The sequence below is a fragment of the Streptomyces sp. NPDC045955 genome (assembly GCF_056430805.1).
The window spans coordinates 251,400-270,281 of record NZ_JBWKKY010000012.1 but is presented as its reverse complement, the minus strand read 5'-3'; the positions used below and the strand labels follow the sequence as shown (position 1 = coordinate 270,281).

General features: G+C 69.5%; 19 protein-coding genes. 6 read left to right on the top strand and 13 right to left on the bottom strand.

Annotation, left to right across the window (positions count from 1 at the left end; all coding sequences use genetic code 11):
- The first annotated feature begins 46 nt into the window (after positions 1-46).
- The 3 genes from pta to pyk all read left to right on the top strand — a co-directional run bounded on the left by pta (position 47) and on the right by pyk (position 4,865).
- Positions 47-2,149, top strand: a complete 2,103-nt coding sequence (gene pta / locus AC07F0_RS25795; protein WP_478982202.1) for a phosphate acetyltransferase — start codon at positions 47-49, stop codon at positions 2,147-2,149.
- Positions 2,146-3,360: an acetate kinase gene (locus tag AC07F0_RS25790; protein ID WP_478982200.1), complete on the top strand. Its 1,215-nt coding sequence runs from the start codon at positions 2,146-2,148 to the stop codon at positions 3,358-3,360. The genes pta and AC07F0_RS25790 overlap by 4 nt, the downstream gene beginning before the upstream one ends.
- A gap of 74 nt (positions 3,361-3,434) precedes the next feature.
- Complete coding sequence (pyk, locus tag AC07F0_RS25785) at positions 3,435-4,865, top strand: pyruvate kinase (RefSeq protein ID WP_478982198.1); 1,431 nt, start codon at positions 3,435-3,437, stop codon at positions 4,863-4,865.
- 106 nt (positions 4,866-4,971) lie between these two features.
- Here pyk and AC07F0_RS25780 read toward each other — a convergent pair whose 3' ends face one another.
- From AC07F0_RS25780 to AC07F0_RS25765, 4 genes are all read right to left on the bottom strand, one after another.
- Positions 4,972-6,330 carry a hypothetical protein gene (locus tag AC07F0_RS25780; RefSeq protein WP_478982196.1) on the bottom strand — a complete coding sequence of 453 codons (1,359 nt, stop codon included), beginning with the start codon at positions 6,328-6,330 and terminating at the stop codon, positions 4,972-4,974.
- The gene (locus AC07F0_RS25775) at positions 6,320-6,883 is read right to left on the bottom strand and encodes a DUF6114 domain-containing protein (protein ID WP_243379332.1); all 564 of its coding nucleotides are present in this window, start codon (positions 6,881-6,883) and stop codon (positions 6,320-6,322) included. The genes AC07F0_RS25780 and AC07F0_RS25775 overlap by 11 nt, the downstream gene beginning before the upstream one ends.
- A gap of 118 nt (positions 6,884-7,001) precedes the next feature.
- Positions 7,002-7,634: a DUF6230 family protein gene (locus AC07F0_RS25770; protein ID WP_478982194.1), complete on the bottom strand. Its 633-nt coding sequence runs from the start codon at positions 7,632-7,634 to the stop codon at positions 7,002-7,004.
- Between the two features lie 622 nt (positions 7,635-8,256).
- A complete protein-coding gene (locus AC07F0_RS25765) occupies positions 8,257-9,234 on the bottom strand; it encodes a tetratricopeptide repeat protein (protein WP_478982192.1) in 978 nt (325 codons plus the stop codon).
- A 234-nt stretch (positions 9,235-9,468) separates the two neighbouring features.
- Between AC07F0_RS25765 and AC07F0_RS25760 the strand changes: the two genes are divergently transcribed.
- A complete protein-coding gene (locus AC07F0_RS25760) occupies positions 9,469-10,104 on the top strand; it encodes a TetR/AcrR family transcriptional regulator (protein ID WP_436730606.1) in 636 nt (211 codons plus the stop codon).
- A gap of 28 nt (positions 10,105-10,132) precedes the next feature.
- On the opposite strand, the gene AC07F0_RS25755 is transcribed toward AC07F0_RS25760, so the two are convergent.
- The 6 genes from AC07F0_RS25755 to AC07F0_RS25730 all read right to left on the bottom strand — a co-directional run bounded on the left by AC07F0_RS25755 (position 10,133) and on the right by AC07F0_RS25730 (position 14,794).
- A complete protein-coding gene (locus AC07F0_RS25755) occupies positions 10,133-10,477 on the bottom strand; it encodes a hypothetical protein (RefSeq protein ID WP_478982190.1) in 345 nt (114 codons plus the stop codon).
- Between the two features lie 13 nt (positions 10,478-10,490).
- Entirely contained in the window at positions 10,491-12,191 is a 1,701-nt protein-coding gene (locus AC07F0_RS25750; RefSeq protein ID WP_478982188.1) for an acyl-CoA mutase large subunit family protein, read from the bottom strand.
- 75 nt (positions 12,192-12,266) lie between these two features.
- Positions 12,267-12,605, bottom strand: a complete 339-nt coding sequence (locus tag AC07F0_RS25745; RefSeq protein ID WP_436730603.1) for a DUF3817 domain-containing protein — start codon at positions 12,603-12,605, stop codon at positions 12,267-12,269.
- Between the two features lie 43 nt (positions 12,606-12,648).
- Positions 12,649-13,158: a MarR family winged helix-turn-helix transcriptional regulator gene (locus AC07F0_RS25740; RefSeq protein WP_193502891.1), complete on the bottom strand. Its 510-nt coding sequence runs from the start codon at positions 13,156-13,158 to the stop codon at positions 12,649-12,651.
- Between the two features lie 32 nt (positions 13,159-13,190).
- The gene (locus AC07F0_RS25735) at positions 13,191-13,502 is read right to left on the bottom strand and encodes an antibiotic biosynthesis monooxygenase family protein (RefSeq protein WP_478982186.1); all 312 of its coding nucleotides are present in this window, start codon (positions 13,500-13,502) and stop codon (positions 13,191-13,193) included.
- Positions 13,503-13,534: 32 nt separating this feature from the next.
- Complete coding sequence (locus AC07F0_RS25730; RefSeq protein WP_478982185.1) at positions 13,535-14,794, bottom strand: cytochrome P450 family protein; 1,260 nt, start codon at positions 14,792-14,794, stop codon at positions 13,535-13,537.
- Between the two features lie 83 nt (positions 14,795-14,877).
- On the opposite strand from AC07F0_RS25730, the gene AC07F0_RS25725 reads away from it, so the two are divergent.
- A complete protein-coding gene (locus tag AC07F0_RS25725) occupies positions 14,878-16,668 on the top strand; it encodes an FAD-dependent oxidoreductase (RefSeq protein ID WP_478982183.1) in 1,791 nt (596 codons plus the stop codon).
- 37 nt (positions 16,669-16,705) lie between these two features.
- Positions 16,706-17,683 carry an amidohydrolase family protein gene (locus AC07F0_RS25720; RefSeq protein ID WP_478982181.1) on the top strand — a complete coding sequence of 326 codons (978 nt, stop codon included), beginning with the start codon at positions 16,706-16,708 and terminating at the stop codon, positions 17,681-17,683.
- Between the two features lie 60 nt (positions 17,684-17,743).
- Here the strand turns inward: AC07F0_RS25720 and AC07F0_RS25715 are convergent, their stop codons facing one another.
- From AC07F0_RS25715 to AC07F0_RS25705, 3 genes are read right to left on the bottom strand one after another with little or no spacing between them, the layout of a single operon-like run.
- On the bottom strand, positions 17,744-18,085 hold the full coding sequence (locus AC07F0_RS25715) for a TcmI family type II polyketide cyclase (protein WP_478982179.1): 342 nt from the start codon (positions 18,083-18,085) through the stop codon (positions 17,744-17,746).
- A gap of 26 nt (positions 18,086-18,111) precedes the next feature.
- Positions 18,112-18,591 carry an SRPBCC family protein gene (locus AC07F0_RS25710; protein ID WP_478982177.1) on the bottom strand — a complete coding sequence of 160 codons (480 nt, stop codon included), beginning with the start codon at positions 18,589-18,591 and terminating at the stop codon, positions 18,112-18,114.
- Position 18,592: 1 nt separating this feature from the next.
- Positions 18,593-18,850 (bottom strand): acyl carrier protein, encoded by a 258-nt coding sequence (locus tag AC07F0_RS25705; RefSeq protein WP_478982175.1) that lies wholly within the window; start codon positions 18,848-18,850, stop codon positions 18,593-18,595.
- Between the last annotated feature and the right edge of the window lie 32 nt (positions 18,851-18,882).

Here is an 18,882-nt window from a genome sequence, read left to right as displayed (position 1 = left end):
GTTGGCTTGATGTGTACCCCCATTCGAGACGAAACGGAGAGCGCGCGTGACCCGCAGCGTGTACGTGACCGGCATCGACCGCGGCGACGGCCGCCAGGTCGTCGAACTGGGGGTCATGGAACTCCTCACCCGGCAGGTGGACCGGGTGGGCGTCTTCCGTCCCCTCGTCCATGACGGCCCCGACCGCCTCTTCGAGCTGCTGCGCGCCCGCTACCGGCTCACCCAGGACCCGGCGACCGTCTACGGCATGGACTACCACGAGGCGTCCGCCCTCCAGGCCGAGGCCGGCACGGACGAGCTCGTGTCCACGCTCGTCGACCGCTTCCACCTGGTCGCCCGCGACTTCGACGTGGTCCTGGTCCTCGGCACCGACTACGCGGGCACCCAGCTCCCGGACGAGCTGTCGCTCAACGCCCGGCTGGCGAACGAGTTCGGCGCGTCCGTGATCCCGGTCGTGGGCGGCCGCAAGCAGACCGTCGAGTCGGTGCTCGCCGAGACGCGCAACGCCTACCGCGCCTACGACACCCTGGGCTGCGACGTCCTGGCCATGGTCACCAACCGGGTGGCCCGCGAGGACCGCGACGAGATCGCCGGTCAGCTCGACTCCCGGCTCCCCGTGCCGTGTTACGTCCTGCCCGACGAGCCCGCGCTGTCCGCCCCGACCGTCTCGCAGATCGGCCACACGCTCGGCGCCAAGGTGGTCCTCGGCGACGACTCGGGGCTGGCCCGGGACGTGCTGGGCTTCGTCTTCGGCGGCGCGATGCTGCCGAACTTCCTGGGCGCGCTGACCCCGGGCTGCCTCGTCGTCACCCCGGGCGACCGGGCCGACCTGGTCGTCGGCGCGCTCGCCGCGCACAGCGCCGGCACCCCGCCGATAGCGGGCGTGCTGCTCACCCTGGACGAGGTGCCCGGCGACGACATCCTCACGCTCGCCGACCGCCTCGCGCCCGGCACCCCGGTGCTGTCGGTGGCCGGCACCAGCTTCCCCACCGCCGAACAGCTGTTCTCCCTGGAGGGCAAGCTCAACGCGGCCACCCCACGCAAGGCGGAGCGGGCGCTCGGCCTGTTCGAGCGGTACGCCGACACCGCCGACCTCGCGCGCCGTGTCTCCGCCCCGAGCAGCGACCGCGTGACGCCGATGATGTTCGAGCACAAGCTGCTGGAGCAGGCCCGCTCGGACCTGCGCCGCGTGGTGCTGCCCGAGGGCACCGAGGAGCGCGTGCTGCACGCCGCCGAGGTGCTGCTGCGCCGGGGCGTGTGCGAGCTGACCCTGCTCGGCCCGGTCGACCAGATCCGCAAGAAGGCCGCCGACCTCGGCATCGACCTCGGCGAGTCCCAGCTGATCGACCCGGCCACCTCCGACCTGCGCGACGCCTTCGCCGAGAAGTACGCGGCCCTGCGGGCCCACCGGGGCGTCACCGTGGAGCTGGCGTACGACGTCGTCTCGGACGTGAACTACTTCGGCACGCTGATGGTGCAGGAGGGCCTCGCCGACGGCATGGTGTCCGGCTCGGTGCACTCCACGGCCGCGACCATCCGCCCGGCCTTCGAGATCATCAAGACCAAGCCGGACGCCGACATCGTCTCGTCGGTGTTCTTCATGTGCCTGGCCGACAAGGTCCTCGTCTACGGCGACTGCGCGGTCAACCCGGACCCGAACGCCCAGCAGCTCGCCGACATCGCCATCCAGTCGGCGACCACGGCCGAGCAGTTCGGTGTGGAGCCGCGGATCGCCATGCTGTCGTACTCCACGGGCACCTCCGGCTCGGGCGCCGACGTCGACAAGGTCCGCGAGGCCACCGAGCTCGTCCGTGCGCGCCGGCCCGACCTGAGGATCGAGGGCCCGATCCAGTACGACGCCGCCGTGGAGCCGTCGGTCGCGGCGACCAAGCTGCCCGGCTCCGAGGTCGCCGGGCAGGCGAGCGTGCTGATCTTCCCCGACCTGAACACCGGCAACAACACCTACAAGGCCGTGCAGCGCTCGGCCGGCGCGATCGCCGTCGGCCCGGTGCTCCAGGGCCTGCGCAAGCCGGTCAACGACCTGTCCCGGGGCGCCCTCGTCCAGGACATCGTCAACACGGTCGCCATCACGGCGATCCAGGCCCAGTCCCCCGCCCCGTCCCCGAGCGAGAAGGCGACCGCCCAGTGAGCCCGTCCCGTGTCCTCGTCCTCAACTCCGGCTCCTCGTCGGTGAAGTACCAGCTGCTCGACATGCGCGACAACAGCCGCCTGGCGGTGGGTCTGGTCGAGCGCATCGGCGAGCAGACCTCCCGGCTGAAGCACACCCCGGCCGGCGGCGAGAGCCGGGAACGGGGCGGGGCGATCGCCGACCACGACGCCGCCCTGAAGGCCGTCGCCGAGGAGCTCGCCAAGGACGGCCTCGGCCTGGACTCGCCCGAACTGGCCGCGATCGGGCACCGGGTGGTGCACGGCGGCAAGTCCTTCACCGAGCCGACCGTGATCGACGACGCCGTGCTGGCCGAGATCGAGCGGCTCATCCCGGTCGCCCCGCTGCACAACCCGGCCAACCTCACCGGCATCCGCACGGCCCGGGCGCTGCGGCCCGACCTGCCGCAGGTCGCGGTCTTCGACACCGCGTTCCACACCACGATGCCGGAGTCGGCCGCCCGCTACGCGATCGACGTGAAGACGGCCGACGAGCACCGCATCCGGCGCTACGGCTTCCACGGCACCTCCCACGCCTACGTCTCCCGGGCCACCGCCGAGCTGCTCGGCAAGGACCCCGCCGAGACGAACGTGATCGTGCTGCACCTGGGCAACGGGGCGTCCGCCTCGGCCGTCAGGGGCGGTCGCTGCGTGGACACCTCCATGGGGCTGACGCCTTTGGAGGGGCTCGTGATGGGTACGCGCTCAGGAGACATGGACCCGGCCGTCATCTTCCATTTGATGCGTGTTGGTGGAATGTCCGCCGACGAGATCGACACTCTTCTCAACAAGAAGAGCGGTCTGATCGGACTGTGCGGCGACAACGACATGAGGGAGATCCGCCGCCGCGTCGACGAGGGCGACGAGCAGGCGGAGCTGGCGTTCGACATCTACATTCACCGCCTGAAGAAGTACATCGGCGCCTATTACGCCGTACTCGGACGGGTGGACGCGGTGGCCTTCACCGCCGGCGTCGGCGAGAACGCGGCGCCCGTGCGGGAGGCCGCCCTGGCGGGCCTGGAGGAGCTGGGCCTGGCGGTGGACGGCGAGCGCAACGCCGTGCGCGGCGACGAGGCGCGGCTGATCTCGCCCGAGGGCGCCCGGGTCGCGGTGGCTGTGGTAGCTACTGACGAGGAATTGGAGATCGCGACACAGACCTACGCGCTGGTAATTGGTTCGGGGAATCACACCTGAGCGGCATGCCGCCCTTTTGTATTTTCCGCCAGACGGAATATTCCGTTGCGAAACAAACCGATAGGATCGCCCCCATGCGCCGTTCGAAAATCGTCTGTACTCTCGGCCCCGCGGTCGACTCCCACGAGCAGCTTGTCGCGTTGATCGAAGCCGGCATGAACGTGGCCCGCTTCAACTTCAGCCACGGCTCGCACGCAGAGCACCAGGGCCGGTACGACCGGGTCCGTGCCGCCGCCAAGGAGACCGGCAGGGCCATCGGGGTCCTCGCCGACCTCCAGGGCCCCAAGATCCGTCTGGAGACCTTCGCCGAGGGTCCCGTGGAGCTGGTCCGCGGTGACGAGTTCACCATCACCACCGAGGACGTCCCCGGCGACAAGACGATCTGCGGGACCACCTACAAGGGCCTGCCCGGCGACGTGACCAAGGGCGACCAGGTCCTCATCAACGACGGCAACGTCGAGCTGAAGGTCACCGAGGTCGAGGGCCACCGGGTCAAGACGATCGTCATCGAGGGCGGCGTCATCTCCGACCACAAGGGCATCAACCTGCCCGGCGCGGCCGTCAACGTGCCCGCGCTGAGCGAGAAGGACATCGAGGACCTCCGCTTCGCGCTCCGCATGGGCTGCGACCTGGTCGCGCTGTCGTTCGTCCGGGACGCCAAGGACGTCGCGGACGTGCACCGCATCATGGACGAGGAGGGCCGCCGCGTCCCGGTCATCGCCAAGGTGGAGAAGCCGCAGGCGGTGCAGAACATGGAGGACGTCGTGATGGCGTTCGACGGTGTGATGGTCGCCCGTGGTGACCTCGCCGTCGAGTACCCGCTCGAGAAGGTCCCCATGGTGCAGAAGCGCCTGATCGAGCTGTGCCGGCGCAACGCCAAGCCGGTGATCGTGGCGACCCAGATGATGGAGTCGATGATCACCAACTCCCGTCCGACCCGCGCCGAGGCCTCCGACGTGGCCAACGCGATCCTGGACGGCGCCGACGCGGTCATGCTGTCCGCCGAGTCGAGCGTGGGCGCGTACCCGATCGAGACCGTCAAGACGATGTCGAAGATCGTCAGCGCGGCCGAGCAGGAGCTGATGTCCAAGGGGCTCCAGCCGCTCGTCCCGGGCAAGAAGCCGCGTACGCAGGGCGGTTCGGTGGCCCGTGCGGCCTGCGAGATCGCCGACTTCCTCGGCGGCCGGGGCCTGGTGGCCTTCACCCAGTCCGGCGACACCGCCCGTCGGCTGTGCCGCTACCGCGCGGTCCAGCCGATCATCGCCTTCACCACGGACGAGTCCACCCGCAACCAGCTCGCGCTCAGCTGGGGCGTGGAGCCGCACGTCGTGCCGTTCGTGAACAGCACCGACGAGATGGTCGACCTGGTGGACCAGGAGATGGTGAAGCTGAACCGCTTCAACGAGGGCGACATCGTGGTCATCACGGCCGGCTCGCCCCCCGGCGTCCCCGGCACCACCAACATGGTGCGCGTCCACCACCTGGGCGGCGGCGCCCGGGACTGACCCGGAAAGGGGCCTGAGGGCCCGTGTACGGCGCCGAGGGCGCCCCCTGGGGATCCCAGGGGGCGCCCTCGGCGTCTGCGGCTCCCGAACGGGCCTTGAGAGGCGCTCAGTCGGTGATGTAGTTGTGCAGCCCGGGCACGTGCAGCGTCCCGCCGAACTGGCCGGCCTGCTGGACCTTCACGTTGGTGAAGTAGATCAGCGGGATGTTCAGCGGCGGCGGGTGCTCCGGGTCGAACGTGATCGGGATCAGTCCGAGCAGGTTGCCGGAGATGCTCTCGGTGTACATCACCGTGTCGCCGTCGCGGATCGTGGACGTCGAGCCCTTGGCCGCCTGCACGTGGTAGGTCTTGCCGGACTGCTTGTCTTTGACCGTCTGGTGGAGGTCGCCGATGTCGGTGCCGCCGGAGATGACGTACTTCAGGACCTTCTTGACGGTGCCGTTGGCGGTGCGCACCTCGACGACACCCTTGTAGTCGGCGCCCTTCAGCGTCAGCGAACTGGCGTTGAGGAACCACGGGTCGTCCGGCAGCGGCACCTTGTTGTCGACGCCGCCCTCGGCGTCGGTGGCGGCCGGGCAGTCCTCGGCGTCCGTGGAGGAGCTCGGGGACGGGCTGGGCGAGGCGGTGGCCTGCCCAGCCTCCTCGGCCGCCTTCCCGGCCTGCTCCGCCGCCTCCTCGGCGGCCTTGCCGGTGTCCTCGGCCGTCTCGGACGCCTCGCCGGTGGTGTCCTTGACGGTGTCCTCGGCCGTGCCGGCGGCCTTCTCGGCCGTGTCCCTCACCGTGCCGCCGGCGTCGTCGCCCGTGGTCCCGGTGCTCTCGGACGCGGAGGCGGACGGGGTGGGGCTGGGGCTCGCGCCGACCTTGTTCCCGCCGTCGAAGATGCCTCCGATGGCGTCGCCGATGTCCTCCAGCACGTTGCCGCCGCCCTCGGACGGCGACGGGGACGGGGTTGCGGCCGAGTCGTCCTCGGCGGGCGCGCTGGTGGACGGGTCCGGCTTCGGCTCGGCCTCGTCGCCGGAACCTGAATCCGACGAAGAGGAGTCGTCCTGGTCCGCGCCCGTGCCGCCCTCGCCGGACGAGGGGGACGGTGTGGGAGCCGTCTCGCCCCGGTCGGCGCTGTCGTCCTTCGAGCCGTCGCTCGCCGAGGGGGACGGCGTGGGCGAGGCTGAGTCGTCGTCCTTGGGGTTCTTGGCGTCCTCCAGGGCCGCCACGCACTCCTTGTACTCGTCGGCCGTCAGGCTCTTGGACGTCGGCGTCGCCGGGCTGTCGCTGTCGGCGATGGCGAGCGTGGATGTGAAGCCCATGCCCATGAGGACCGCCGTCGGCATCGCGGCCATGGCTATCGCCTTGCCCGCGGGCCTGTTGAACCTGGTGAACAGCGGCTTCTTGGGTGCCGCGTGGCGCGGCCCGGTTCTCACACGGGACGCCTCCACATCAGCCCCGTGGGTCACCTCGTCAGCCGGCACTGTGCCTCCCGTTCGCCCCGTTGGCCGGGTTCGTTCCTGACAGATCGTTCGGCTCGCCCACCCCGTCCACGGGCCGCAGCACCGTGGTGTCGTGGTCCGTGCCGCCGGGAGCCTCGCCCGTGCCCGTCGTCGCGTGGCCGGCGAGCTGCCCCGCCGGCGGCGGGCCCGGCGCCCAGGCCACGGCCATCGCCCCGCCCACGAGGGCGAGGAGGAAGCCGATGAGGAAGCCGCCGAGGTTGGACACGGGGATGGACACCAGCGCCAGCAGGATCGCCGCGACACCCGCGAAGACGCGGACGTGCTTCTGGAACCAGAGGCTGACGCCCAGCACGACGAGCAGCACGCCGATGATCAGGGAACCGGCACCCGCGGTGGTCGCCATCGCCAGTGTCAGGTGACCGATCTGGAGGTTCGCGTACGGGAAGTAGGCGATGGGCAGTCCGCTGAGCAGGACGAACAGCCCGGCCCAGAACGGCCGCGTACCCCGCCAGGCGCGGAACTGCTGCCTCCGGAGAGTGAACTGGCCGTCTGCGGCAGGAGTCTCGGCGCTCATGGAAAAACAGCTCCCTGGTACGGCGTTGCTGTGGTGGTGATGTGGGCCGTCCGTGAAGGCCCGGCCGGAAGGTGGACGGGCGGGGGCGCCACCGGCTCCCCCGCCCGTCATCGAGTGCTTAGTAGCACTCCTTGACACCCGTCGACAGCGACATCTTCAGGCCGCTGAGCTTGAAGGTTCCGGCGGTGGTCGCCCACGCCGTCTGCTTCACGTCGGACAGGGTCGCCTTGTCGGCCTGCTGGGCGAAGCCGTACGGGTTCGCCGTCTCGCCCTTCCTCATGGCCGGACCCTTGTTGGCGTCCTTGGCGGCCACACCGATGTCGATGTTCTCGAACGTCGCGTCGGCACTGAGGTCGGCGACGTCGATGTAGAGGTTCTGGGCCTCGACCGGCTTCGCACCCTGACCCGCACGCAGGATCAGGCTGACGTTCCCGAGCACCGGAATGTTCGGGGTGACGACCGACTGGCACAGGTTCTTGATCGTCGCCTGCTTGAACGACGAGACCGCGACCGGGTGCACCGACTTCTTGCCGTCGAGCGTGTACCCCTCGTCGAGGGCGCCGTACTGCGAGAAGCCCGTACCGACGAGCTGGTCGGTCGTGACCTTGAACGACTGCCCGGAGACACTGAACGACGCGGCGAGAGCGCCCTGCGCGAGGGCGACACCTATCGCAGCCGTGGCGGCGACGCTGGGCACCATCACCACAGCGAACCGCTTCCATCTGGTCCCGCCACGCACCTGGGACTCCATATTTCCTCCTTCTCGGACGTACATCTCCTGACCTGGCTCGCCCCGAATCGCGGCTCAGCCGTGCAGGGATGGGAGAAGTGCTACGTCCTCGGGAAGGAGAGCGCCTGCACTCGGCGGCGCAACTAGCGCCCGAATCACCGGCGATCACCCCCGAGCGACAACCACTGGTCGCGCCTGACACGCATCACGCACAACCCTGCTGGACAGGCTTCGCCGGGTGGGCGAAGACCCCCCTGTCCAAGAGCCGGCGCCACTGCCGCCGGCTCTGCTCGGTGGGGACCCAGGACGTCCCGCGACCCAACCGGCTGCCGGGGTACGGGAATGGACCGAGCGTGGCCGATCGTGGTGCATTCTCGCCGCCCGCACAAGGGGGTTCGTTACTGGCTAGTAACGGCGCGATAACCGAACAACGACCCCCCGGTCTCGGACGGCGACACAGGGTGGTGCCGAAGGGAGGCACAAAGCTGTTGATCGCTGGACAGAAACCGACAGATCAACGCCCATGACTTACTCGTAGTAACAGCGGCCGCGATTACCAAGTTTTGGTAAAGCGCGGCCGCGGTGACGCTCTGTCGGCGAATCCTTCACATGGGTGCCACAGGCCCGTGCGTTTAACGACTGGTCAGAACAGGGCCCGGGCCAGGGCCCTACGGGCCGCGATCACGCGCGGATCCTCGGGCCCGACCACCTCGAACAGCTCCAGCAGCCGCATCCGTACGGTGTCCCGGTCGTCACCCACCGTGCGTCCCACCGTCTCGATGAGCCGGCCGAAGGCATCCTCCACATGGCCGCCCACCAGATCCAGGTCGGCGGCGGCGATCTGCGCCTGCACGTCGGCCGGCTTCTCGGCCGCGTCCCTGCGCACCTGCTGCGGGTCGACGCCCTGCACGCGCTGGAGCAACTCGGCCTGGGCGAGGCCCAGTTTGGCCTCCTCGTTGCCCGGGTCCTCGCTCAGTACGTTCTTGTAGGCCTGGACGGCACCGCTCAGATCGCCCGAGTCGAGCGCCTGCACGGCGGCTTCGAGGAGCGCGTCGTACGGGCCGGCCGGCCGCTCGGGGGCCGCCTGGGCGCCACCGCCCGGCTCGGCCTCGGGGTCGACGGCGAGGCCGGTCAGGCCGAAGCGCTGCTCGGCGACCTGCACCAGCTGGTCCAGCGTCTGCCGGATCTGCGCCTCGCCGGCGGCCCCCTGGAAGAGCGGCAGCGCCTGCCCCGCGACGACCGCGAACACCGCCGGGATCCCCTGGACGCCGAACTGCTGCATCAGCATCTGGTTGGCGTCGACGTCGATCTTGGCGAGCAGGAAGCGGCCGTTGTACTCGACGGCCAGCCGCTCCAGGACCGGGCTCAGCTGCTTGCAGGGCTGACACCACTCGGCCCAGAAGTCGATGACGACGGGCACCTCGGCGGACCGCTGGAGGACGTCCCTCTCGAATCCCGCCTCGTCGACGTCGATGACGAGATCGGCCGGGGAGATCGCCCCCGTGCCGCCCTCCCGGGCGGCTTGCGCACGCGCCTGCTCCGCCTTCGCCTTGGCCTCCTGGGCCGCCTTCACCGCGGCGAGGTCGACGACTCCGCTCATGGACATGTTCCGTGGCTGCATGCGTCTATCCTCCCCCGTACTGCGCGCGTGTGTGAAAAACGGTGTGAAAGCCGGGCCGGTCGGGTGCCCTTCGGCGCCGGGTCCCCACCCCACGCCAGATCGCTCGAGCCCGTGTACGTCCCTCACGGGCTTTCGCTACGAGTCGTAGCGTAATGCCACACCCGGCAGCCGGAACACCACCCCCCGGTGATCTCCCTCACGGCCGCACGGGAAACGCCGGTTTATGGTCATGTCATGCCGAGTCGCAGCCCAGCCAGCCGCACCGGGCGCCCGCGCAGCGCCACCGCGGACGCCGCGATCCTGGCCGCGACGCGGGCGGCGCTGGTCGAACTGGGCTGGTCCAAGCTCACCTTGGGAGACGTCGCGACGCGCGCCGGGGTTGCGAAGACGACGCTGTACCGCCGCTGGGCGGGCAAGAACGAACTGGTCGTCGACGCGGTCGCGGAGCTCTTCGACGAACTGGAGCTCCCGGACAGCGGCTCACTGGCCGCGGACATCGAGGGCGTCGTCCTTCAGTTCGCCGCCATCCTGGCCCGCCCCGAGGCCAAGAGCGGCCTGATGGCGGTGGTCGCGGAGGCCACCCGCGACGACGCCCTGCGCGAACGCATCCGCGCGTCGGTGGTCGACCGCCAGAAACGCCTGGTCGTGGAGGGCAGGTCCCGAGCCCAGGAAAGAGGCGAACTCCCGCCCGAACCGGACCCCGCCACAGCGTCCCGCACCGCGGACCTGATCTTCGACATGGTGGCGGGAGCGGTGGTCCACCGCACGCTGGTGAGCGGGCAGCCGGTGGACGGGGAGTGGGTCCGCGGCTTCACCCTGGTGCTGCTCAGGGGCCTGGCGGGAGAAGCCGCGCACGCGGCCGCCGGCTGAGCCGCACCCCTCCCCGGTCACCCCCGGGTCACCCTGGCGGCCCGCTCAGGAGAGAACCCCCGCCGAAGGCGATGACGCCGTGGATGTCCCGGCCCTGGATCAGCGTGCCCTGGGTCCCGCCGGAGATCTCGTTGTGCACGTCCCCGGCCCGTGACCCGGCCTCCGCGTCCGCCCGCCGCCGCCACATCTCCAGCGCGGCGGCGAAGTCCGGGTCCTGCCGGGCGCGTTCGCTGAGCAGCTCGGCGAGCTGCCCGGCCCGCCCCTCGGTGCGCGGGGCTCGGCGGGCACCGCCGGTTCCTCCTCCCCCGGGGCGGGACCCCCTCCGGGGGTTCGCGAATCGTCCACTGACGGGTGAGTGCGGACGCTGAACCACGCTGACGCGGGCCTCAGAAGCCGGCCGGCTCGGTGTACACCCCCCACTCGTCCCGCAGCACCCCGCAGATCTCGCCGAGCGTCGCCTCGGCCCGTACCGCCTCCAGCATCGGCTCGATCATGTTCGCGTCCGACCGCGCCGCGGCGACCAGGCCGTCGAGCGCCGCGCGGACCCGCGCGTCGTCCCGCCCGGCCTTCCGCTCGCCGAGCACCCGGACCTGCTCCCGCTCCACCTCGTGACTGACCCGCAGGATCTCCAGGTCCCCGGTCACCGAGCCGGTGTGGACGTTCACCCCGACGACCTTCTTGTCGCCCTTCTCCAGCGCCCGCTGGTACCGGAACGCCGACTCCGCGATCTCCCCGGTGAACCAACCGTCCTCGATGCCCCGCAGGATCCCGGAGGTGATCGGCCCGATCGGGTGCTGTCCGTCGGGGTGCGCCCGCAGTCCCCGCTCCCTGATCTGCTCGAAGATCTTCTCGGCGTCGGCCTCGATCCGGTCCGTGAGCTGCTCGACGTACCAGGAGCCGCCCAGCGGGTCGGCCACGTTGGCGACGCCGGTCTCCTCCATCAGCACCTGCTGCGTCCGCAGGGCGATCTCCGCCGCCTGCTCGCTGGGCAGCGCGAGAGTCTCGTCGAGCGCGTTGGTGTGCAGCGAGTTGGTCCCGCCGAGCACGGCCGCCAGCGCCTCCACGGCCGTCCGTACGACGTTGTTGTAGGGTTGCTGCGCGGTGAGGGAGACGCCCGCGGTCTGCGTGTGGAAGCGCAGCCACTGGGCCTTCTCGGACTGCGCGCCGTACACGTCCCGCATCCAGCGGGCCCAGATCCGCCGGGCCGCCCGGAACTTGGCGATCTCCTCGAAGAAGTCGACGTGCGCGTCGAAGAAGAAGGACAGACCGGGGGCGAAGACGTCGACGTCCAGCCCGCGCGACAGCCCCAGCTCCACGTACCCGAAGCCGTCCGCCAGGGTGTACGCCAGCTCCTGCGCGGCCGTCGCCCCGGCCTCCCGGATGTGGTACCCGGAGACGGACAGCGGCTTGTAGGCGGGGATGCCGGCCGCGCAGTGCTCCATCAGGTCGCCGATGAGCCGCAGATGCGGTTCCGGCTGGAAGAGCCACTCCTTCTGGGCGATGTACTCCTTGAAGATGTCCGTCTGGAGCGTGCCGTTCAGGACGGACGGGTCGACGCCCTGCCGTTCGGCGGCGACCAGGTACATGCAGAAGACGGGCACGGCCGGTCCGCTGATGGTCATGGACGTCGTCACGTCACCCAGCGGGATGTCCTTGAACAGGACCTCCATGTCGGCCGCCGAGTCGATCGCGACCCCGCAGTGCCCGACCTCGCCCAGCGAGCGCGGGTCGTCGGAGTCGCGGCCCATGAGCGTCGGCATGTCGAAGGCGACCGAGAGCCCTCCTCCGCCGTTGCGGAGGATCATCTTGTAGCGCTCGTTGGTCTGCTCGGCGTTGCCGAACCCGGCGAACTGCCGGATGGTCCACGTGCGCCCCCGGTAGCCGGTCGCGTACAGGCCGCGGGTGAAGGGGTACTCCCCGGGCCAGCCGATCCGCTCGAACCCCTCGTACCTGTCACCGGGCCGGGGCCCGTACACCGGCTCCACGGGATCGCCGGAGAGCGTCGTGAAGTCGGCGTCGCGCTTGCGCGCCGCGTCGTACCGGGCCTGCCAGCGGCGGCGGCCTTCCTCTGTGGCGTCAGCGTCCATACCATCGAATTTACTAGGACGTCCAAGTAAGTGTCGATGGCAGACCGCCGTACGTTCCTCCGTACGGCGGTGCGGTTACGCCTTGGCGGTCGCGGGCGAGTCCTCCGCGACCCTGGCCTCGAGCTCGCGGCTGATCCTGCGCTCCACGAAGAACGCGGCCGTCGGAATCGTCCCGGCGAGCAGCACCCAGATCTGCTTGGCGACCGGCCACTTCGCCTTGGAGCCCAGGTCGAAGGCGAAGATCAGGTACACGACGTAGAGCCAGCCGTGCGCGATGCTGACGACGCGCGTGAAGTCGGCCGCGCCGTTCAGGTCGAGCACGTACTTGCCGATCATGCCGAAGGTCAGCAGGACCAGCAGTACGCCGGTGACGTAGGCCATCACGCGATAGCGGGTCAGCACGCTCTTTTTCATGCCGTCGAGCGTAACCACCCGTTCCGGGAGATCTTGGCCCGGGTCACCCCTCCTCGAAGTCGCCCGCGGCGATCCGCAGCGGCCGCAGCATCGCGAAGATCTCGGCGCACTCCTCCGCGTCGTACACCCCGAGCCCGAAGTCCATCGCCATCAGGTCGCGGGTGGCCGCCTCGACCACCTCCCGGCCCTTGCCGGTGATGCTGGCCAGGGTGCCGCGCCCGTCGTTGGGGTTGGGCCGCTTGTCGACGAGGCCCGACTTCACGAGCCGGTCGACGGTGTTCGTCACGGACGTGGGATGCACCATGAGCCGCTCGCCGATCTTGGACATCGGCAGCTCGCCGGACTTGGAGAAGGTGAGCAGCACCAGCGCCTCGTACCGCGCGAACGTCAGCCCGTACGGCTTGACCACCGCGTCGACCTCGGCGAGGAGGATCTGCTGGGCGCGCATGATCGAGGTGATCGCCGCCATGGACGGCACGTTTCCCCAGCGCTGCTTCCAGCGTTCGTCGGCGCGCGCGATCGGATCGAAGGAGAGACTGAGCGGCTTCGGCACGAACCAGACCTTACCGGCCGGTCACATGGTGGTCAGCCCTGTCTCGCGCTTCGGTCAACAGGTGCCTCGGTCATGATCTCGAAGACTCCGGACCACCGGTCGTCGTGCAGACAGGCGTTCATCGGCCTGACCAGGGTGGTGTGATCGGGGTCGGTGCGCCACTGTTCGATCGCTTCGAGGCTGTCCCACTCACTGGTGAGCAACCACCGACCGGGATCGTCGACGGAGCGGCAGAGCTGTTCACGCCGATGTCCGGGAAACCGCATGGCGCCTTCGCGTACGCCTTGGTAGGCATCCATGAAGTCCGCTTCCCTTCCCTCCCGGACGCGCAGCAGGCGAACCACTCTCACCCGTGCCGGCGCCGGCGCCTCCCCCGTCACGACGGGTCGAGAACGACGGGGAGTTCCGCCAGCCCGCGGAAGGCGGGGAACGGCACGGTCAGCCAGCGAACGCTCTCCGGCTCCCCGACCAGAGTCGTGCCGGGGTGGCGCCCGAAGAGGGTGGCGAGGGCGATCTGCATCTCCAGACGCGCCAGAGGCGCGCCGATGCAGTAGTGCGGGCCGAGTCCGAAGGCGAGGTGCGTCGCCTGGACGTTCGGGCGCTCGACGTCCATGCGGTCGGGGTCGGAGAACACCTCCGGGTCCCGGTTGGCCGCCGTGAGCGAGATCTGGACGAGCGCGCCCTTGGGGATGAGTGTGTCGCGGATCTTGATGTCTTCCGTCGCGTAGCGGAACGTCGAGTTCTCCACCGAGGTCTCGAACCGGAAGATCTCTTCGACGGCTGCGGCCGTCGCCTCCGGGTCCCGGAAGGCCAGGCGCTTCTGCTCCGGCTGGCAGAGCAGGTGGTAGACGGCGTTGCCGACCTGGTACGCGGTCGACTTGTGACCCGCGAAGAGCAGCACCCACGCGGTGGAGACGAGTTCGTGGTCGGTGAGCGCGCCGTCCACGTCCTGCGCCGTGACGAGTGCACTGAGCAGGGCGCCGTCCGGCTCCTTCCGCTTCCGCGCGATCAGGTCCACCAGATAGTCGCGCAGGTTTCCCTCGGCGATTTCCAGCGCCTTTCTCGCCTCCGGCCCGAAGCCGGTCTGAGCGACGGTGGCGGACCACTCCTGGGCCTGCCTGCGCTCGTTCTCCGGGACACCGAGAAGCTCACAGATCACATGCAGCGGCAACGGGAAGCAGAACTCCTGGAGGAGGTTCACGGGCTCCGACGCCGGGCAACGGTCCAGCAGGTCGTCAGCGATCTTCTGGACCTTCGGACGCAGCGACTCCACCCTCTTGGGCGTGAAGGTGGTGCCGACGATTCTGCGGAGCCTGGTGTGCTTCGGAGGGTCCGAGAAGAGCATGTTGTCGTCCAGGGCGATCGACGAGTCACCGAAGATCCGGTGATAGGCGTCGATGGCGCCGTACATGTCCTTGCTCAGCCGAGGATCGGCCAGGGCGGCACGGGCGTCGTCGTACCGGGTGATGAGATACGTGTCGACCCCGTGAGGGGGCTTCAGCGGGCATACGGGGGCGGTCGCCCTGAGCGCGGCGTAAACGGGATGCGGGTTGGCGCGAAACTCCCGACTGCATGCCGAGGCCGCGGCAGCGGCCTCTTCGGACGACATTTCCTCGGCTGCGAACGCTTGCGTCATGGCTGGTCCCGGGGGTCGAAATCTCCGTCGGTCGGTCACACGATTTCCCGGCCGGTGCTCTGCCGCAAACACTGCTGGGCCATATGAGTTCGAGCGCCGCAGGATGTCCGCGGAATTGTTCCGGTTACCCGGCCGGCGTACCCCAGGGCGCCCCGGATCGCGCGCGTAAGTCCTGCTTGGTAGACATCGTGGACGGCCAGTCCACGATTCCGGGGCTGGGCAGTCGCCGGAGGACGAGGAAACCAGTGAGCGGACGCGAAGTGGAATCTGTACCAGTTCTCATCGTGGGCGGATCCCTGGTGGGTCTTTCCACCTCTGTGTTCCTGGGGCGTCTCGGAATCGAGCACATGCTCGTGGAGCGGCATGCCGGGACATCGACACACCCACGGGGCCGCGGGAACAACGTGCGCACCATGGAGATCTTCCGGACCGCCGGACTCGAGCAGAGCGTGCGGGAGGCCGCCTTCGCTCTCGCCGGGAACGACGGCGTCCTCCAGGTGGACACCCTCGTCGGGGACCAGCGCCGCTGGATCGTCGAGGACATCGCCGCAGGCATGGACGTCTCCCGGGTCAGCTCCTCGAACTGGTGCCTGTGCAGCCAGAACGATCTGGAGCCGGTCCTGCTGAACCGCGCCCGCCAGGGCGGAGACATCCGCTTCGGCACGGAGCTGCTCTCCTTCACGCAGGACGAAGAGGGGGTCCTGGCGCAGGTCATGCGCCAGGACACCGGCGAGACCCATACCGTGAAAGCTGATTTCCTGGTGGCCGCCGATGGCCCGAGAAGCCCCGTTCGCAAACGTCTGGGAATCGGCCAGTCCGGGCCCGGCGCCCTGTTCCACAACGTCAGTGTCACGTTCCGGAGCAAGACCCTCAAGGAATACGTGGGGCCGAAGCGCTTCATCGTCTGTTACACCACGGATCCACAGGGGGAAGGCGCTCTGCTGCCCGTGGACAACGAGGAACGGTGGGTCATCCATATCCCTTGGTCCCCTGATCGGGGCGAAGCCCTGGAGGACTTCGGAAACGAGCGCTGCGCGGCACATATTCGCGCGGCTGTCGGTGTTCCGGACATTGATGTCGAGATCACGGGGAAGGCACCCTGGCACGCTTCCCAGCGAGTGGCGGACAGCTACGGGCAGGGCCGGGCCTTTCTGGCCGGTGACTCGGCTCATGAAATGCCCCCCAACGGGGCGTTCGGCTCCAACACCGGGATCCAGGACGCCCACAACCTCGCCTGGAAACTCGCCGCGGTACTGCGCGGCTGGGCCGGCCTGCCGCTGCTAGATACGTACGAGTGTGAACGACGCCCTGTCGCCGTCGCGACGAGCGAGCGGGCCTCCCAGCAGGCCGCCGAGGAGCAGCACCCCGCATTCGGCCCGGGGGCGGGACGCAACAACGACGCGGCGGACCTCATGACGGTCGCGCTCTGCTACCGGTACGCCTCGGACGCCGTGGCGGGCGCCTCCCCTCAACGGCCGGTCATCCCGGAGGCCTTCCGGATCGACGGCGAGCCGGGGAGCCGCGCACCCCACATGTGGGTCCGCAGAGCAGGCGCCAGGATCTCCACTCTCGATCTCTACGAGCGTTCCTTCGTCCTGCTCGCCGGGGCCGAAGGCCACAAGTGGCGCCGCGCGGCGGAGCGGGCCGGCGAGAACCTGGGCGTTCCTGTCGAGGTGTATCTCGTGGGGGACGGCCCTGATCACGACCTTGTTCCCGAGCCGGATGCCGACTGGGCGGCGTTGCACGGCACCGCCACTGACGGTGCCGTGCTCGTACGCCCGGACGGTTTCGTCGCCTGGCGCGCGCCCACCCACCCGCCGTCCGCCGATCGTGTGCTGACGGACGTGCTGCGGACCGTGCTCTGCCGCGGCTGAGCACCACCCACCGAAACGACCACGCGAGGACATGCCCATGCCATACGAAGACGGACCCGTAGCGGGCCGAGTGGACGTCCACCACCATTTCACCGCGCCGGCCTGGCTGGACTGGGCGGCGGAACGCGGTGTCGTGAACCGCGAGAAGCTGCCCTGGTGGACACGCTGGGACCTGGACGCGGCCCTGGAGGTCATGGACAAGACGGGCATCAGCACCGCCGTCATGACCGTCGCGATGCTGGGACGGTTCCGCGAGCGCGCGGAGCGCCAGGAGAGCGCGCGGATCGCCCTGCGGGCGGCGGCCGACGTCGTCGAGGACCATCCCGCGCGCTTCGCCTTCTTCACTCCCGTGTTCCTGGACGACCTGGAGCTCTCGCAGTGGAGCCTGCGCTACGGTCTCGACGAGCTCGGGGCCGTCGGCGTGAGCACGAGAACGAGCATGGACGGTGTCTACCTCGGTGACGCCACCCACGACCGCCTCTTGCAGGAGCTGAACGACCGGTCCGCCGTCATCAGCACGCACCCCATGGAGGTGCCGGCCGGAAAGGACGGCGGTTCCGGACTACCGGGGATGCCGCCCTTCGTGTGCGACTTCCTCATGGACACCACACGCGCGGCCATCAACCTGATCCGGAACGGCACCCTGGACCGCTATCCGAATCTCAGCTTCGTCCTCCCCCACGGAGGAGGCTTCCTGCCGTACATGGCCACGCGGCTCGAACTCTTCGGCGGGCATCTCACCCCCGGGATCGAGCCTGGCAGGGTTCGTGACTACCTGCACCGGTTCTACTTCGACACGGCGGGCCCCATGTCTCCCTCCGCCACGCCCACTCTCCTGACCACGGTGGATCCCGGCCGTGTCCTCTTCGGCACGGACTGGCCGCCCACCTCCGCGCAGGTCGTCGCCGACGTCGCGGTGCCCGCCCTGGACGGCGATCCCTTCCTCTCACCGGAGCAGCTCAGGGGCATCAACCGGGAGAACGCCCTGCGTCTGCTGCCGGCACTGGCCCCCTGAGGCCGCAGATGAGAAGGCCGCCGCCCTCACGGGCGGCGGCCTTCTCATCTCTCCTCGGCGTCACCGGGCGGCCGGGGCGGTGTCCCTCTCCCAGTGGTAGAAGCACGTCGCCATCGCGTCCTTCGGACCGCGCCAGGTCTGCGGGTCGTACGGGCTGACGTACGCCTCGAGCTTGCTGCTGATGTCGCGGAACTCGGGGTGCCCGGCCACGCGCGCGATGGCGGGGGCCGGGTCCTGCTCGGCCTCGATGAAGTGCATGTACACATCGCCGAACTGAAAGAGGGAACGCTGGGTCACCCCGACGAGGCGGGGCAGGTCCCCGCGGTCGGAGGCCGCGAAGACCTCGGCGATGTCCGGAGCGGCGTGCGGGGCCATCCGCGCGACGATCAGGGCGTGGTGCATGGAGTCTCCTTACGCGGCGGCGCCGTTCAGGCGGGCGTGACGGGGGAGGTGCGCCGCTCGTCGGCGACCTGCTCGATGCGGTCGCGGATGAGGGCCATCTGGACGGGCGAGTTGCGGTTGATGATGTCCGTCATCCCGGCGTCGTCGACCGGCGCGTCCGGCCGCATGGCGAAGTCCTGGGTCCAGCGCATCCGGACGCCGTCGGGGGTCTCCTCGTACTCCCACCGGATGTTCATGTACTCGAACGGACCCGGTTCGACCCGGCGTGCCGTGACGGTGAGCGTGTCGCGGTCGGTGGTCCGTTCCGACACCCAGCTCCACACCTTGCCGTTCTCGTCGGGGTGCATGGTCAGGCGGAAGGTGACCGTGTCGCCCTGCCGGGACAGCACCTCTGCGGCCGCGTACTCGCTGAACAGCTGCGGCCATCTCTCGACGTCGTTGGTCATGTCCCAGACGAGGTCGAGGGGTGCGGCGATGGTGATCTCGTTCTCGGTGTGCCCTGCCATCTCAGGCTCCTGCCGTCATCGTGCTGTTGACGAAATCGAGGAAGTCGCGGGGGCTCTTGCACTTCTCCGCGTCGGTGGGGAGCGCCCGGGCGTGCCGGTTCTCCAGCTCTCCCACGATGCCCAGGAGGCCGAGTGAATCCAGCCCGAACTCGGCGAAGGGTGTGTCGATCCGGGCTTCGAGGTCGTGCGGGTCGACGGTGACACCGGCGGCCTTCTTCATCAGCGCGGCCAGCTCTTCGATGGTCACTTCACTGCTCATGCGCGTTCTCCTTGTCGTATCGGTGCTGTGGG